The organism is Lysobacterales bacterium (assembly GCA_014946745.1).
Taxonomy (GTDB): Bacteria; Pseudomonadota; Gammaproteobacteria; order Xanthomonadales; family Xanthomonadaceae; genus Aquimonas.
In genome coordinates this window covers 128,063-143,228 of the sequence record JADCRD010000001.1, presented here as the reverse complement: position 1 = coordinate 143,228, position 15,166 = coordinate 128,063, and the positions used below count along the sequence as shown (strand labels likewise).

Annotated in this window: 11 protein-coding genes; 2 read left to right on the top strand and 9 right to left on the bottom strand. The window is 68.3% G+C overall.

Annotated elements, in window-relative coordinates; genetic code table 11:
• Nucleotides 1-20 precede the first annotated feature (20 nt).
• Nucleotides 21-830, top strand: a complete 810-nt coding sequence (locus H4O13_00570; GenBank protein ID MBE5313878.1) for a DUF3050 domain-containing protein — start codon at nucleotides 21-23, stop codon at nucleotides 828-830.
• A gap of 54 nt (nucleotides 831-884) precedes the next feature.
• Here H4O13_00570 and H4O13_00565 read toward each other — a convergent pair whose 3' ends face one another.
• The 9 genes from H4O13_00565 to H4O13_00525 form a co-directional block, all read right to left on the bottom strand.
• Nucleotides 885-1,502, bottom strand: a complete 618-nt coding sequence (locus H4O13_00565; protein MBE5313877.1) for an acyl-homoserine-lactone synthase — start codon at nucleotides 1,500-1,502, stop codon at nucleotides 885-887.
• Nucleotides 1,503-1,987: 485 nt separating this feature from the next.
• Nucleotides 1,988-2,317 carry a helix-turn-helix domain-containing protein gene (locus H4O13_00560; GenBank protein ID MBE5313876.1) on the bottom strand — a complete coding sequence of 110 codons (330 nt, stop codon included), beginning with the start codon at nucleotides 2,315-2,317 and terminating at the stop codon, nucleotides 1,988-1,990.
• Nucleotides 2,318-2,957: 640 nt separating this feature from the next.
• On the bottom strand, nucleotides 2,958-3,323 hold the full coding sequence (locus tag H4O13_00555) for a hypothetical protein (GenBank protein MBE5313875.1): 366 nt from the start codon (nucleotides 3,321-3,323) through the stop codon (nucleotides 2,958-2,960).
• 308 nt (nucleotides 3,324-3,631) lie between these two features.
• Nucleotides 3,632-4,753 carry a prephenate dehydrogenase gene (locus H4O13_00550; GenBank protein MBE5313874.1) on the bottom strand — a complete coding sequence of 374 codons (1,122 nt, stop codon included), beginning with the start codon at nucleotides 4,751-4,753 and terminating at the stop codon, nucleotides 3,632-3,634.
• A gap of 22 nt (nucleotides 4,754-4,775) precedes the next feature.
• Nucleotides 4,776-5,567 carry a sulfurtransferase gene (locus H4O13_00545; protein MBE5313873.1) on the bottom strand — a complete coding sequence of 264 codons (792 nt, stop codon included), beginning with the start codon at nucleotides 5,565-5,567 and terminating at the stop codon, nucleotides 4,776-4,778.
• 8 nt (nucleotides 5,568-5,575) lie between these two features.
• Nucleotides 5,576-6,757: a phosphoglycerate kinase gene (locus H4O13_00540; protein MBE5313872.1), complete on the bottom strand. Its 1,182-nt coding sequence runs from the start codon at nucleotides 6,755-6,757 to the stop codon at nucleotides 5,576-5,578.
• A gap of 245 nt (nucleotides 6,758-7,002) precedes the next feature.
• The gene (locus H4O13_00535) at nucleotides 7,003-8,892 is read right to left on the bottom strand and encodes a PAS domain S-box protein (protein ID MBE5313871.1); all 1,890 of its coding nucleotides are present in this window, start codon (nucleotides 8,890-8,892) and stop codon (nucleotides 7,003-7,005) included.
• A gap of 559 nt (nucleotides 8,893-9,451) precedes the next feature.
• Nucleotides 9,452-11,362 (bottom strand): PAS domain S-box protein, encoded by a 1,911-nt coding sequence (locus tag H4O13_00530; GenBank protein ID MBE5313870.1) that lies wholly within the window; start codon nucleotides 11,360-11,362, stop codon nucleotides 9,452-9,454.
• A 602-nt stretch (nucleotides 11,363-11,964) separates the two neighbouring features.
• Nucleotides 11,965-12,846 (bottom strand): neutral zinc metallopeptidase, encoded by an 882-nt coding sequence (locus H4O13_00525; protein ID MBE5313869.1) that lies wholly within the window; start codon nucleotides 12,844-12,846, stop codon nucleotides 11,965-11,967.
• Nucleotides 12,847-13,218: 372 nt separating this feature from the next.
• On the opposite strand from H4O13_00525, the gene H4O13_00520 reads away from it, so the two are divergent.
• Nucleotides 13,219-15,129 (top strand): DEAD/DEAH box helicase, encoded by a 1,911-nt coding sequence (locus H4O13_00520; protein ID MBE5313868.1) that lies wholly within the window; start codon nucleotides 13,219-13,221, stop codon nucleotides 15,127-15,129.
• Nucleotides 15,130-15,166: the final 37 nt, after the last annotated feature.

Sequence of the window (15,166 nt, the reverse complement as noted above, 5' to 3'; positions counted from 1 at the left end):
GCGCCGCCCACAGCAATGCCATGCCTGATCCGGTCCTGACGCCCGAGCTCCGCAAGCTGCGGGCGGGGCTGGAGACGCACCCCGTGTTCGCCGCACTCAAGGAGCGCGCTCACCTGCAGGCCTTCATGCAGATCCACGTGTTCGCGGTCTGGGACTTCATGTCGCTGGTGAAGCGCCTGCAGAACGAGCTGACCTGCACCCAGGTGCCGTGGATGCCGCCCAGCAACCCGGAAGCCGCGCGGCTCATCAACGACATCGTCCTGGGCGAGGAAAGCGACATCGGCGCCGACGGCCGCCCCGCCAGTCATCTCGACCTCTATCTCGGCGCCATGCGTGAAGTGGGCGCCGACACGCGCGTGTTCGAACGCTTCATGGACGCCCTGCGCGACGGCGAGATGGTCAGTCAAGCGCTGGCCGACGACGACATCCCCTGGTTCGTCCGCGAGTTCGTCAGCCGCACCCTCGATACGGCGCTCAACGGCAGCCGCCTGCAGGTGATGGCGAGCTTCCTCTACGGCCGTGAGAACGTCATCCCGACGATGTTCCAAGGCCTGCTCGACAGCTGGTCGCTGAAGCCGGCGGAGGCGCCGCGCTTCGTCTACTACCTCGAACGCCACATTGAGCTCGATGGCGACAGCCACGGCCCGGCCGCGGCGCGCTTGATCGGCGCGGAGCTTGCCCGCAATCCCCACGGACTGGAGTCGGCCCGACTGGCCGCGAGCGAAGCCCTGCACGCGCGCCATCAGCTCTGGGATGGCGCCTACGAGACGCTTCAATCGCTGAGCGTCGCTGACCACGTGCGCAGGCCGGCGCTTGCCACCGCCTTCTGAGATCACCGGGCAGCGGGCTCGCGGCCCGCTGCCCGGTGAGGGCTCGCGGAAGGCTCAGGCAGCGCGTCCGAGCGGGTCAGGCAGCAGGCACGACGAGACCCTCTGCAGGTTGGCTGCATCCAGCGGCAGTTCGAACGCGAGACTCAGCACGCGGCCGATGCGTCGGGCGCGCCCGAGCCGACGCAGTTCAAGCCCGAGCCCCAACAGCATGCGCTCGAAGGCCGCGCTGGTGACGCCTACCAGGGCGCTCGCACCGCGCGCAGCGGCAGCATGGAGCACGGTCGCCACCAAGGCTGCCGGCACCTCGCTGAAGCCCACGCCGCCTTCGGTACAGCTGTCCGAGACCGCGAAGCGGCTGACCTCCAGTACATCCTCGGCGGCAGGAGCGGCAGCGCCGTCCAGCAGTTCGGGAAACACATCGCGCAGCATGTTCGGCCCCAGCGACGGCAGCAGACGGCAGCAGCCCAAGGCGCGCGGCTGCAGTGTTGCGGCGTGCGCCACCACATAGCGCGGCCCAAGCAGGTCAAACCAATCGTGTTCGCGCCCTTGCTCCACTCGCACATCCCAGCCCAGGCGCTGGTGGAACACCTCGGCGCGCAGACGGAACATGCTGTCCAACAGGCCGGCCGACAGCGCGCCTTCACCGGCGCGCGCGATGCTTATTTCGATCATGGTTGCTCTCCTCCGCGACAGTGCGGAGGGCCAGCAGAGCGCCACCCTGTCGGATCCGACAGCTGTAAGACCTGACAGGATGGCGAGCGTCACGGCGCGCGCGCGAAGCCGCATGAATAGCCACGCTGCGCGCAAAAGGCGCAGCGAACGCGCTGCAAAGAGGGCGGCCTTTCGCCTGGGATGCGTCGCAGGTCGCAGGGGGCGTGCCCCTGCCATCGGGCAGCCCTGGTGTGGCCATCGGGCGGACCGCCATTCGGGCTCGCGCGCCTGGGCGGCGGCGGCATCTGCGGCTTCCGGCAAACGCAGCCTCCGCCCGGCGACGCATGTGGCGCTACGCGACGATGCCGTCGGTCGGGTCGAGCGCGCGCATCCACGTCAGTAAGGACGCAAAAAAATCCCCGGTCGCCGAGGTCAGCGACCGGGGATCCCTCCGAACAGCCCTCCCCCGGCGTCCGGAGACTTGCGTGAAGACGAGCGAAGTCGCGTCAGGCGGGGCTGATCAACCCCAGGGAGATGGCCCGCGCCACCGCCGCCTGACGACCGCTCACTTCCAGTTTCTTGGCCGCGTTCTGCAGGTGATAGATCGCCGTGCGCTCGCTGACCCCGATAAGGCGCCCCACTTCCCAACTGGTCTTACCTTCGGCAGCCCAATGCAGGCACTCGCGCTCGCGACGCGTGAGTTCCGGCGTGCTCGTGCAGGTCCGGCTGCGGGCAAACGGCCGGGCGGCCTCATGGGCGTAGTGCGCGATGGTCAGAAGCTCGGGCAGTCGGCGTTCGATCTCGGCGGTCCGATGGCGCGGTCCAGCGAAGGACATCAAGCCCCAGCAGGCGCCCGGGCCATGCAGCGGAACGCTGACGCCCGCGCCGAGCCCGAAGCCGTCGGCCTCTTCGAACATGCGTTTGACCAACTGGTGATGCGGATCCACGGCGCAGCGTGCGCGCAGCTGCGCTTCACTCCACAGAAACGGCGTGCTGTTGTCGTGGCAGTGGGCGACCACGGGGTCAATCTTGAGGTAGTCACAGGCGAGGTAGCGCTCGACCCAGGCCATCGGGTAATCGCCCAGCGTGTACTGGTTCTGGCGGTCGTTCACCAGCGGCAGGTTGATCGCGTACACCCAGTGCTCAACCCCGAGTCGCTCAACGACGCGGGTGACTTCGCGACTGAGCTGCTCGGGGCTGCTCACGTTCGACAGTGCCCGCAGGGCGCGCAGGGAGATGGCCATAGTCTGGTACCCGGAGATTCGCGTTCCAAGCGATCAACGCGGCGCGTCGATGCGGAGTGCAAACCGACCATAGCAAAGGACGATGACCGCCTCTGTCTCGAGATTCGCCCGCTGTCGGGCGGGCAGAGGAACAGCCAAAGCCTCAGTAAATCATGGGCTTGGAAAACCTCCGCCGCCGCCAACATCGTTCAAAAGCTCCGGAAAGCTTCCCACTTGATCCCGCTCCCGCGCCCTATCGGCCCAGCCCCCACATCGGCAAGCTGAGCGCGAAAAGCACGCCCAGCACCAGGATGAAGAGACCCAAGGCGTGCCAGGGGCGCTGCCACAGAGCCGCCCACGCGCTCGGCACTTCCCCCGCTGCACGCGCGGACTCCCAAGCCGCACGCGCCTCGCTCGCGCGGCGCTCCTGGAACTCCGCCAGCAGGCGACGCGCCTCCGGCGCCTGGGCAGGATCCTGGATCCACAGGGCCGCGGGCGACAGACCGAACAGACCCGGGGGCGTCTGGTAGTGGGCGATCTCCGCCTTGTCGAGCAGGGCGAGAATGCCGTCCAATTCATCATCGGGCACATCGCGCAGGGTCATCAATCGCACGGCCATCAGCTTCGGAGCCTCAATCGACAGGGGCAGCAGGCGCGGGGCCGTAGGGGCGAGGTCGTAGGGGGCATCGGAGCTCCGAAAGGGGGCGTTGGTGTGGAGCACTTGGCGAATCAAACAACGACGACGGGCTACCGGCGGGTCTCGGCCATAGCGAGCTCGCGGCGGCATCGGACCGGTCCGCAGCCCTAGCCAGCGGCCTACGCATGTCTTGGCCAGGCTGAGTCACAAGCCCGGCGAATCGAAGCGCAGTCGCGATGGCCTTGACGCGCGCGAAGGTCGCACACATCGGCGCCGCCGGCACGGCCGAATCACGGGTGATCCAAGGACGCGTGATCCAGCACGCGTCCGATGCCGCCGGCCTCGATGGCCTCGATCAGGCCGCGCAGCGCCGAGCCGGCCGGCGGCTCAGAGAACGAGAAACGAAAGTGAACCTGCCCGGTCGGCGTGCGCGAGGAGTGGATCGAGGCAAGGTTCACAGCGCTCCGCTCGAACACCTCCAGCAGCGCGCGCAGCGAGCCGGGACGGTCTTCCGGCAGGTGCACGCTGAGCGCGCCGGCGTGGGCGAGGTCGGCCAGCAGGTAGCCGACCTGCTCGAAGCCATGATTGCCGCGCGCGATCTCATCGGCACCGAAAGCGGCGCGCGGGGCCTCAATGAACTCGCGCTCGAAAGCCTCGCGGTCGCCGACGCGGACAAGGTCTCGAAGGCGAATCACGCGGGCGGCCAGACTGTCGAGCACCGGCAGCACGGCAGGGTTGTCGAACTGGATACCCGCATAGATCGCCGGATTGCCGGCGAGGATGCGGTCGGCCATCGCAAGATCAAGCTCGAACGAGGCGGAGCGCAGAGGGAACAGCGCAGCCGGGCCACCGAGTTCCGCCGCGAGCTTTGCCAACACCCCCGCCTGCGCCAGATGCCCGGCATGCACCAGCGCCTGCACCACCGCCATCGCGCGGTCGTGCCGCTGCGGGTCGCACTCAACGCGCTCGGCTTCCAGCGCGGCATACAGCGCATCGACAAAGCCGCGCCAACTCTCGATCCGCGCCTCGCAGCTGACCAGCACGCGGCCGCGCAAGCTGGGCGCTTTCGGCGGCGCGGTCATCGGGTGCAGGCCCAGCACCTCGGCAGATGAGACCAGCATGGCGGCCACCGGCACAGCCTTGATCGAGGTGACGTCGATCCACAGCTGCTCTGCGGCCCGCTCGCCCGCCAAGCTCACGGCTTCTGCGATCAGACGCGGCGTTTCCGCAATCGGCGCTGAGAACACGATGACTTCGCTGCGCGCCACCAGCTCGGCCAGGGCGCAGGACACGGGATCGGCCGGATCGCAGCCCAGCACTGGGCAGCCCATGCGGGTCTCGAAAAACTGCGCGAGCCAGCGGCCGTAGGCCCCGGCGCTGCCGATGATGCCGACGGTGGCGGTCGCCTTCATGCGTCTGCGGCCGCAGCCAGGCTCACGCTGCACGCTGCCGCGCGGCCAGGGGATCGACGGGCTCGGGCACCGCTGCATCGATCCGCGGAGACAGGTCGGGCTTCAGGGCCACGCGCGCATCGAAGACGAAGCATTCGCCACGCCAGCCCTCGCCGCCCACCCGCTCGAAGTACTCGAGAATGCCGCCCTCAAGCTGAAAGACGTTGTCGAAGCCGGCGTCCTGCATCCACAGCGCGGCTTTCTCGCAGCGGATGCCGCCGGTGCAGTAGCTCACCACCGTGGCATCGGCCAGCTCGGGCTTCAGGGGTCCAAGCGCCGCGGTGAGGTCGGTGAAGTTGTCGATCGGCAGCTGTACGGCGTTCTCGAAGTGGCCGTAGGCCAGCTCCTCCCGGTTGCGGGTGTCGACCAGCACGAGGCGACGGCCCTGATCGTCGGAGCCGCGGGCGATCCACTCACACAGCGTCGCCGGCGACACCGTCGGCGCGCGCCGCGCCCGCGGCACGCACGCATCGTGGCCGAAGGCGATGATCTCCTTCTTGAGCTTCACCTTGAGCCGCGCGAAGGGCACGTGCGCACTCCAGCTGCGCTTGACCTTGAGCGCAGCGAAGCCGGGCTGGGTGCGAACGAAAGCGAGCACCGTATCGACAGCGTTTTCGGCCCCGGCCAGGAACAGGTTCAAGCCTTCGGGCGCCACCAGCACGCTGCCCTTGACCTGCGCCGCCTCGCAGCAGGCGCGTAGAGCGTCACGCAGACCGGCCGGCTCCGCGATGTCGGCGAAGTGGTAGGCGGCGATGTTCAGCACGTCGCGGGACATCAGCGCGCTCACGCCGAAGCGCGGGCCTTGAGCGCAGCCACGGCCGGCAGCTCCTTGCCCTCGCAGAACTCCAGAAAGGCGCCGCCGCCGGTCGAGATGTAGCTGATGCCCGATTCAACGCCGTACTTCTCCACCGCGGCCAGGGTGTCGCCACCGCCGGCGATCGAGAACGCGGATGAATCGCGGATCGCCTCGGCGACGGCGCGCGTGCCCGCACCGAAAGCGTCGAACTCGAACACGCCGACCGGGCCGTTCCAGATCACGCTGCCCGCCTTGGCGATGATCTCGGCGTACTGCTTCGCCGTGGCGGGGCCGATGTCGAGGATCATGTCCTCCGGGCCCACGCGGTCGACGTCCTTGATGGTGGCCGGCGCATCGGCGGCAAAGGCCGGAGCCACCACCACATCCACCGGCAGAGGGATCTGCGCACCGCGGGCCTTGGCATCCGCCATGATCTGGCGCGCCGTGTCCAGCAGTTCGGCCTCGCACAGGCTCTTGCCCACGGCCAGGCCCTGGGCCGCCAGAAAGGTGTTGGCGATGCCACCGCCGACAATCAGCTGATCGACCTTGCCGACCAAGCTACCCAGCAGCTCCAGCTTGGTGCTGACCTTGGAGCCGGCAACGATGGCCAGCAGCGGCCGCGCCGGGTGTTCCAGGGCCTTGGCCAGTGCATCCAGCTCGGCCATCAGCAGCGGGCCGCCGCAGGCGATCTTGGCGAAGCGGATGGCGCCATGCGTCGACGCCTGCGCGCGGTGCGCGGTGCCGAAGGCATCCATGCAATAGATGTCGCACAGCGCCGCGTACTTTCTCGACAGGGCCTCGTCGTCCTTGCCCTCGCCGCGGTTCATGCGGCAGTTCTCGAGCAGCACGATCTCGCCCGGCGCCACGCTGAAGCCGCCGTCGACCCAGTCGCGTACGAGCGGAACCGGGCGGCCCAGGTGCTCGGCCAGGCGCGCAGCCACCGGCGCCAGCGAATCGGCCTCGCTCCACTCGCCTTCCACCGGACGCCCCAGGTGCGAGGTCACCATCACAGCTGCGCCCTTCTGCAGCGCCAGCTTCAGCGTCGGCAGCGCGGCGACGATGCGCTGCTCGGCGGTGATGCGGCCGTCCTTGATCGGCACGTTCAGGTCCTCGCGGATCAGCACACGCTTGCCGGCGAGATCGAGGTCAGCGAGACGGAGGATGGACATGGCGGCTCCCGGGCCTGCATTGGGTCAGCTCGGGATTATGCCGGAGCACGCCCCCCGATCCGCAGTCCCGCGCGGCCCGATCCCAGGAGCCTGTCGGACTTTGGATGGCCGGGCTGCACATCCGTCTGCGCGGTCCACTTTCCGCCGATTCTTGACCCATAGCGCTGCTGTGGGCCTGCGAATCGCCGAACACCTGTCCTCACGCAGCCGCACTTTCGCCTCGACCACCCAAGCCCGATAGGCTCCTAGGCGCGCCGCTTCGCCACGTAGCGTGAGACCAGCGCATACAGCGCATCGCAATCCTGATCCAGCGCCTTGGCTTCCGTCGCGACTTCCTCGACCAGGGCAGCGTTGTGCTGAGTCGCCTGGTCCAGCTGCGCCACCACGGCCGCCACCTGCTGGACACCGGTCGCCTGCTCTGCGGTTGCGGTGCTGATCTCCGACATGAGCGTCGCGACGCGCGCCACCGAGTCGACCGTGCCGCGGATCGTTCGCCCGGCCTCTTCGACCAGCCCGTCCCCCTTGACGACTTCGGACACGGTTTCGGAGATCAGCTGCTTGATCTCCTTGGCGGCGGTGGCGGAGCGCTGCGCCAAGGCGCGCACCTCGCCCGCCACCACTGCGAAGCCACGGCCCTGCTCGCCCGCGCGGGCCGCTTCGACGGCCGCATTGAGCGCAAGGATGTTGGTCTGGAAGGCGATGCCGTCGATCACGCCAATGATGTCTTCGACTTTCTTGGATTGGCTGCGAATCGCGTGCATGGTGCCGACCACGCGATCCACCGCGACGCCGCCCGCCACCGCCACGCGCGAGGATTCGTGCACCAGGTCTGCCGCCTGCGCGGCGGCCTCCGCGTTCTGCTTCACGGTGGCGGCCATCTCCTCCATGGTCGCGGCGGTTTCCTCAAGCGCCGCCGCCTGCTGCTCCGTGCGAGCGGCCAGATCTCCGTTCCCCGTGGCGATCTCACGCGTGGCTTCGGCGATCTGCCCGGCGAGCTCGTGGACCTCGCCCATCACCGCCTGCAGGAAGGCGGTGATGTCCATGGCGTACTTCACCACCTTGTACGGTTTGCCATCGGCGCCAAGGATCGGGCTGTAGCTGGCCTGCAGCCAAAGATCCCGACCGCTCCTGTCGACCCGGCGATAGCGCCCCTGGTCCGGCTCGCCGCGGGCCAACCTCTCCCAGAACGCGCCGTATTCGGGGCTGCGCTGTTCGTCGGGATGAACAAAGATCCGATGGTGTTTTCCGCGGACCTCGTCCAGCGCGTAACCGGTGGCACCGAGAAAGTTGGCGTTGGCATCGCGGATCGTGCCATCGAGATCGAACTCGATCACCGCGAGCGCGCGATCGATGGCGCGCAGCTGGTTGCCGAAGTCAAGGTCGATGCGCTTGCGATCGGTGATGTCGGTGGCGTACTTCACGACCCGGCAGGCCTTGCCGTCGGCATCGAGAATCGGGTTGTAGCTCGCCTCGATCCAGACTTCGCGGCCGCCCTTGGCGAGGCGAAGGTACTGGCCCTGCTCGAACTCGCCGCGCCGCAGCCGGGCCCAGAATTCCCGGTACTCGTCGCTGCGCGCATAGCCGGCTTCCGCGAACATCGAATGGTGGCGTCCCTGAATCTCCTGCAGGCTGTAGCCCATGGTCGAGAGAAAGTTCGGGTTCGCCGACAGAATCGTGCCATCAAGATCGAACTCGATCACCGCCATGACGCGGCTCAAGGCCTCGCTCTGACCGCGCAGGTAGTTGTCTCGCTGGACCTGCTCGGTGATGTCGGCGGCGAACTTGATGACCTTGCAGGGTTTGCCGCGTTCGTCGAGCACCGGGTTGTAGCTCGCCTGGATCCAGACGGGCCGTCCACCCTTGCCGACCCGACGATAGCGCCCCGCCGAAAACTCACCGCGGCCGAGCTGCCCCCAGAACGCGGCATAGGAAGGTGAAGCCGCGTCCTCGGGAGAAACGAAAAGCCGGTGGTGCTGCCCGCGGATTTCATCCAGTGCGTAGCCGGTGGCCTTGAGGAACAGCCCGTTCGCATCGATCACGCGCCCGTCGGGCGAGAACTCGATCACCGCCTGCGAGCGCCGTATGGCCTCGACCTCCGCCTGCAGCTCGGCGGCACGCGACCGAACGCTCTGCACCGCTCCAAATGAGAACGTCTGCAATCCCAACACGAGCCACCTCACATCGCGCTTTCGGGGACGAACGGTGCGGACCCACCGCCTCGGGCAGACGTCGTTGCGCATGGGCGCCTGTTGCCGGGTACTGCTGCATCGACCGTGCCAATGACTGACGGCCCCACGCAATAGCAACAGCGCGTGTGATCCGCACTTGAACTCAGGGCTGCATCACGGATCCGGCCGAGCAGGCTTCACGGCAGCTGGATGCTTGCAGAGTAAAGCAACGCGTAAGGATCCCCGCGCGTCGAGCCTGCGCTGGAAAGTCGCCGCACGCGTGCCGGGCACCGTGTTTGGAGCGCTGTCTCGTCAAGGGCTCGACGCTCCTCGACACGCCCCATCGCGCAACGAGACGGCGGCCACGAGGCTTGCGGGGGAGGGGCGCCGGACTGCAGGCCAGGGTTCGCGGATCAAGGGCCGGCACGAACTCAGGCGCCAGCGCCCACATGCTGGCAGCGCGTGACCGCGCCGGGTTGGGCTCGGGCTTGGATGGGCCCGCGCTCCTTCAATTCTTGAAGAGGCTTCAGTCGAGCAAGCCGCCCATCACCTGCAGCAGCTCGCGCGACTGGTCGTCCAGCGAACGTGCGCTGGCGGCCAGCTCCTCCACCAGCGCTGCGTTCTGCTGGGTGCCGTGGTCGAGCTGGGTGAGCACGGCCGCAGACTGCTGGATGCCCGCCGTCTGCTCCTGCGTCGCGGCGCTGATCTCGGCCATCAGGGCCGTCACCTGACGTACCGAAGCCACGATCTCGTGCATGGTGCGACCGGCGCTGTCCACCAGGTCACTGCCGCGGCTGACCTCGCCGACCGTCTCCGAGATAAGCTGCTTGATCTCCTTGGCGGCCTGTGCCGAGCGCTGCGCCAATGCACGCACCTCGCCCGCCACCACCGCGAAGCCACGCCCCTGCTCGCCTGCGCGCGCCGCCTCCACCGCGGCATTCAGGGCGAGGATGTTGGTCTGGAAGGCGATGCCGTCGATCACGCCGATGATCTCGGCGACCTTGCGCGACTGCGCGTTGATCGCTCCCATGCTGCCGACCACCTGATCCACCACGGTGCCGCCACCCTCGGCGACGCGGGCCGCATCTGCTGCCAGCGCGCTGGCCTGCTGGGCACTCTCGGCGTTCTGACGCACCGTGACCGAAAGCTCTTCCATGGAGGCCGCAGTTTCCTCCAGTGAAGCGGCCTGCTGCTCGGTGCGGGTCGAGAGCTCGGCATTGCCGGCCGAGATTTCGCCCGCCGCCTGGGAGATCTCGCCGGCAAGCACCTTCAGCTTGCCCTGCGCCTGCACCGTGTGCGTGATGTCGGTAGCGAACTTGATGACCTTGTAGGGGCGGCCGCTGGCGTCCAGGATCGGCGTGTAGCTGGCCTGGATCCACAGGTCGCTGCCGTCCTTGCGCATCCGACGAAAGCGGCCGGTGCGGGCTTCGCCTCGGGCCAGGGCTTCCCACAGCGCCCGGTACTCGGGCGCTGCGGCGTCCTCAGGGCGCAGGAACATGCGGTGATGGCAGCCGCGGATCTCGTCGATCCGATAGCCGGTGGCCGAGCAGAAGTTGTCGTTGGCGTTCTGGATGTTGCCTTCGAGATCGAACTCGATAGTCGCCTGTGCGCGGCTGATGGCCTTGAGCTGGCAGTCGATGTCGGCATCGCGCTGACGCTGGGCGGTAATGTCGATGGCGTATTTGACCACCTTCCACGGCTTGCCCTCGGTATCGAGGATCGGGTTGTAGCTCGCGTCGATCCAGATCTCGCGTGCTCCCTTGCCAAGCCGACGGTACTGACCCCGGTCGAACTCTCCGCGCCGCAGGCGTGCCCAGAACTGCCAATAGGCCTCGCTGCGCACATAGTCGGGTTCAGCGAACATCGAATGATGCTTGCCGAGGATCTCGGCCTCGCTGTAGCCCACGGTGCTGCAGAAGTTCGGGTTGGCGCGAAGGATGCGTCCCTCCAGGTCGAACTCGATCACGGCCATCACGCGATCGAGCGCTCCGAGCTGCTCTGCGCTTTCGCGTGCAGCCAAAACTTCAGCGGTCACATCGGAGGCGAACTTCATCACCCCGACAACCTTGCCGCCGGGACCCAGAATCGGGTTGTAGCTGGCCTGCAGCCAGACCTCGCGCCCGTTCTTGCCGATGCGCCTGAACCGCCCCGAGACAAACTCGCCGCGCCCCAGACGCGCCCAGAAATCGGCGTATTCGGGCCGTCCCGCCTCGCCCTGCGCCATGAACATCCGGTGGTGCTGGCCGACGACCGCGTTCCGGCTGTACCCGACCACCGCGAGGAAGTTCTCGTTGGCGTCCAGCACACGCCCGGCGGGATCGAACTCGATCACCGCCTGCGACTTCGACAGCGCGGACACGCGGGACTCCAAAGCTTCGGCGCGCTCGCGCTCGCGCGCGCCGCCACCGATCAGACTCAACAGGCTCAGGTTCAACACGGGGACCTCCCGGGGCACATTCGGTGCGCACCAAATCAATTGCAGTCAACCCCTGCGGGGCACACCTGAAGCTGCTGCCCCCGGTGTCATTCCGTGAAGGAAATGCATAGGCCGTGCCAGAGATCGCTTTCCGGAGGCCGCCGCCCGGTGCACCGCGGGAAGCCTTGGGCTCAGGCGCTCAAGGCGCGCCCTCGGCCTCGGCGATACACACGGTCGGGCCGCCGTTGGTTCGTGTCAGCGCCATGACAACGCCGGTATTCCGACGCGGTGACAGCCCGGGAGCAGGGCCAGACTCAGGGAAGGGCCGGAGCCTGATGCGCCCGCAGGGTCCATGGCGCGGGTCGCGGCAGCGACCGGGCTACGAGCAGGGCCGCCGCCACCCACTTGACCGAACCCACCGTAGTCAGCCCGCCGACCCTGGGGCACAAGCGCGACATCCGGGGCATGGGCCGAGGCAAGGCTGAAGACTTCAGCGTTGCCAAGCGCGATGGAGGGCGCGCCCGCGGATCGAGCGCGTGAGTGCTTGATCCAGCGGACGCGGGACCGGCCCTGCGCCACAGCGCAGCGTCATGGCGATCCGTGGGTGGACGTTCGATGCGCGGCTACAGCCGCGCCACGGCAAAGGTGTCGCAAGCGGCAACGCTGCCCTGCTCGAAGCCGCGACGGAACCAGCGCACGCGCTGCTCGGAGGTGCCGTGGCTGAAGGCATCGGGCACCACGCGCCCTTGCGCCTGCTGCTGCAGGCGGTCATCGCCAATCGCCGTGGCGGCATTCAGGGCCTCCTCCAGATCGCCGGGCTCCAGAATGTCGAAGCGGCGCTGCGCCGAATGCGCCCAGATGCCGGCGTAGCAATCGGCCTGCAGCTCCTGGCGCACCAACAGGCCGCCGTCGCCCTTGACCTCTTCACCGCGCTGGCGCGCCGCGTTCACCCGCGCCGACACGCCGGTCAGGGTCTGGATGTGATGACCCACCTCGTGCGCAATCACGTACGCCTGGGCGAAGTCGCCCGCGGCGCGGAAGCGCGTTTCCAGCTCGCGGAAGAACTGCAGGTCGATGTAGACCTTGCGGTCGCCCGGACAGTAGAAGGGCCCCACCGCGGACGAGGCGAAGCCGCAGGCGGTGGTGACGCCGCCCTCGAAGACTTCCAGCCGCGCGGGCTCGTAGCGCGAACCTGCGGCGGCGAACAGCTCGGCCCACGCGTCTTCGGTATCGCCCAGCACGGCGCGCACGAATTCGACGGCCGGGTCCTGCGGATCAGGCAGGCGCTGCTCGGCGCTCTCGCCAGAGGAGGTCTGTGGGAGGCCGCCGTCGAGCAGCGACAGCAGCTCCAGCGGGTTCTTGCCCATCGCCCAAGCCAGCAGCACGACGATCACGATACCGGTCAGGCCCAAGCCCTTGCCGCCCCCGGGAAGGCGCCCGCCACCGCGCCCCTGGCCGCGGCTGTCGGTGACGTGGCTGCTTCGGCGAAGGCGTTCCCAGCGCATGGCGCACTCCCCAGGTGATGGATGCGAGGCATCGCAGCGGCGCGATGTGGCGGCAGCCTAACAGGGCGCGAACCCGGCTCGAACAGCCTGTGCGGGCGCCCAAGCCTGAACCGCAGGCCCGGCCTTGCAGCCGCAGGCGCGGCGGATCGCGCGGATCGCCTGCTAGACTGCGCGCCGCTGTACCCCGTGTGCGCCTTTCGGCCCCGTCGTTTCCGCTCTCGCCCCATCCCTTTCCTGCCGCGCGCAGGCTCGATCGCATGAAGCGACGGGTGGATGGGAGCTGCCCCGCAGTGCTCTGCGCGGCTCGTATCGAGCGCTGTTCTCCGGCCTGCAAGGTGCGTGATTCCAAGCCCCTTGTGGAGCAAAGAAAACATGTCCTCTGAAAACACTGCCGCCCCTGCGGCGGCCGCTGTGCGTTTTGCCGATCTCGGCCTATCCCCCGCCCTGCTCGAAGCCATCACCTCGGTCGGCTACGAGACGCCCTCGCCGATCCAGGCCGCCACCATCCCGACCCTGCTGTCCGGCCAGGACGTTCTGGGTCAGGCGCAGACGGGCACCGGCAAGACCGCCGCCTTCGCCCTGCCGATCCTGTCCAAGCTGCAGATCAGCCAGAAAGCGCCGCAGGCGATCGTGCTGGCGCCGACCCGCGAGCTGGCCATCCAGGTGGCCGAGGCCTTCCAGCGCTACGCCTCGCACATGCCGGGTTTCCACGTGCTTCCGATCTACGGCGGCCAGGGCTATGCGCCGCAGCTCACCGGCCTGAAGCGCGGCGCCCACGTCGTGGTCGGCACGCCCGGCCGCATCATCGATCATCTCGAGCGCGGCTCGCTGGACCTCTCGCAGCTGAAGTGGGTGGTGCTGGACGAGGCCGACGAAATGCTGCGCATGGGCTTCATCGACGACGTCGAGGCCATCCTGCAGAAGACCCCGGCCAGCCGTCAGGTCGCGCTGTTCTCGGCGACCATGCCGCCGCGCATCCGCGCCATCGCCCAGACCCACCTGCGCAATCCGCGTGAGGTGACGATCGCGGCCAAGACCACTACCGCAAAAAACATCAGGCAGCGGTTCTGGTTGGTCTCCGGCATGCACAAGCTGGATGCGCTTACCCGCATCCTGGAGGCCGAGACCTTCGAGGCGATGATCGTGTTCGCCCGCACCAAGCAGGCCACCGAAGAGCTGGCCGAGAAGCTGGCTGCGCGCGGCTTCTCCGCCGCTGCGCTGAACGGCGACGTGCCGCAAGCGGTGCGCGAGCGTACCGTGCAGAAACTCAAGGACGGCGAGCTCGACATCATCGTCGCCACCGATGTCGCTGCGCGTGGGCTGGACGTCGAACGCATCAGCCACGTGCTGAACTACGACATCCCCTATGACACCGAAAGCTATGTGCACCGCATCGGCCGCACCGGTCGTGCCGGCCGCAGCGGCGAAGCCATCCTGTTCGTCGCCCCGCGCGAGCGTCATCTGCTGCGCACCATCGAGAAGGCCACGCGTCAGCCGATCGAAGCGATGAACCTGCCCTCGGTCGACACCGTCAACGAGCAGCGCCTGAACCGCTTCCGCCAGCAGATCCAGGAAGCACTCGCCGATCCGCAGCTGGAGCAGTACCGCAGCGTGATCGAGCGCATCGAGAGCGAGCAGAACATCCCGGCGATCGAGATCGCCGCGGCGCTGGCCCGCCTGCATCGCGGCGACACCCCGCTGCTGCTGCCGCCGGACAAGCCGATGCCCGCCGCGCGCGAGTTCCGCGAACGCGGCGACCGTCCGGAGCGCACGCCGCGCGATCGCTTCGAGCGCGAGGAACGCGCCCCGCGCGAACGCACGGAGCGGGATGACCGCGCGCCGCGCGAGCCGCGCCCGCAGCGCGAGATCGCCGCCGACTACGCCTTCGAAACCTTCCGCGTCGAAGTCGGCCACATGCACGGCGTCAAGCCCGGCAACCTGGTCGGCGCCATCGCCAACGAAGCGGGCATCGAGTCCAAGCACATCGGCCGCATCGACATCCGCGGCGACCACGCCCTGATCGACCTGCCCGAGGGCATGCCCGAAGACCTGATGCAGCACCTGCAGCAGGTCTGGGTGTCGGGCCAGCGTCTGCGCATCCGCCGCGCGTCCGAGCAGGACAAGGCCTTCGTGAAGCCCAAGTTCGAGCGCGGCGGCCCGCGCGAGCGCAGCGGCTTCGACGGCCCGCGCAAGCCGCGCCCGGCCGGCGCTGGCTTCGAGCGCAAGCCAGGCGGCCCACGCGGCGACGGCGGCTTCAAGAAGAGCTTCAAGCCGAAGGGCTGAGAAGCTGGGATTCGGGATTGGGGATTCGGGATTCGCA

What these genes read in the sequence shown, in the direction of transcription:
- H4O13_00555 (MBE5313875.1), bottom strand. Translation starts at nt 3,323, where the DNA reads ATGGCCGTGCGATTGATGACCCTGCGCGATGTGCCCGATGATGAATTG.
- H4O13_00520 (MBE5313868.1), top strand. Translation starts at nt 13,219, where the DNA reads ATGTCCTCTGAAAACACTGCCGCCCCTGCGGCGGCCGCTGTGCGTTTT.
- H4O13_00560 (MBE5313876.1), bottom strand. Translation starts at nt 2,317, where the DNA reads ATGTCCTTCGCTGGACCGCGCCATCGGACCGCCGAGATCGAACGCCGA.
- H4O13_00565 (MBE5313877.1), bottom strand. Translation starts at nt 1,502, where the DNA reads ATGATCGAAATAAGCATCGCGCGCGCCGGTGAAGGCGCGCTGTCGGCC.
- H4O13_00570 (MBE5313878.1), top strand. Translation starts at nt 21, where the DNA reads ATGCCTGATCCGGTCCTGACGCCCGAGCTCCGCAAGCTGCGGGCGGGG.
- H4O13_00525 (MBE5313869.1), bottom strand. Translation starts at nt 12,846, where the DNA reads ATGCGCTGGGAACGCCTTCGCCGAAGCAGCCACGTCACCGACAGCCGC.
- H4O13_00540 (MBE5313872.1), bottom strand. Translation starts at nt 6,757, where the DNA reads ATGTCCATCCTCCGTCTCGCTGACCTCGATCTCGCCGGCAAGCGTGTG.
- H4O13_00550 (MBE5313874.1), bottom strand. Translation starts at nt 4,753, where the DNA reads ATGAAGGCGACCGCCACCGTCGGCATCATCGGCAGCGCCGGGGCCTAC.
- H4O13_00545 (MBE5313873.1), bottom strand. Translation starts at nt 5,567, where the DNA reads ATGTCCCGCGACGTGCTGAACATCGCCGCCTACCACTTCGCCGACATC.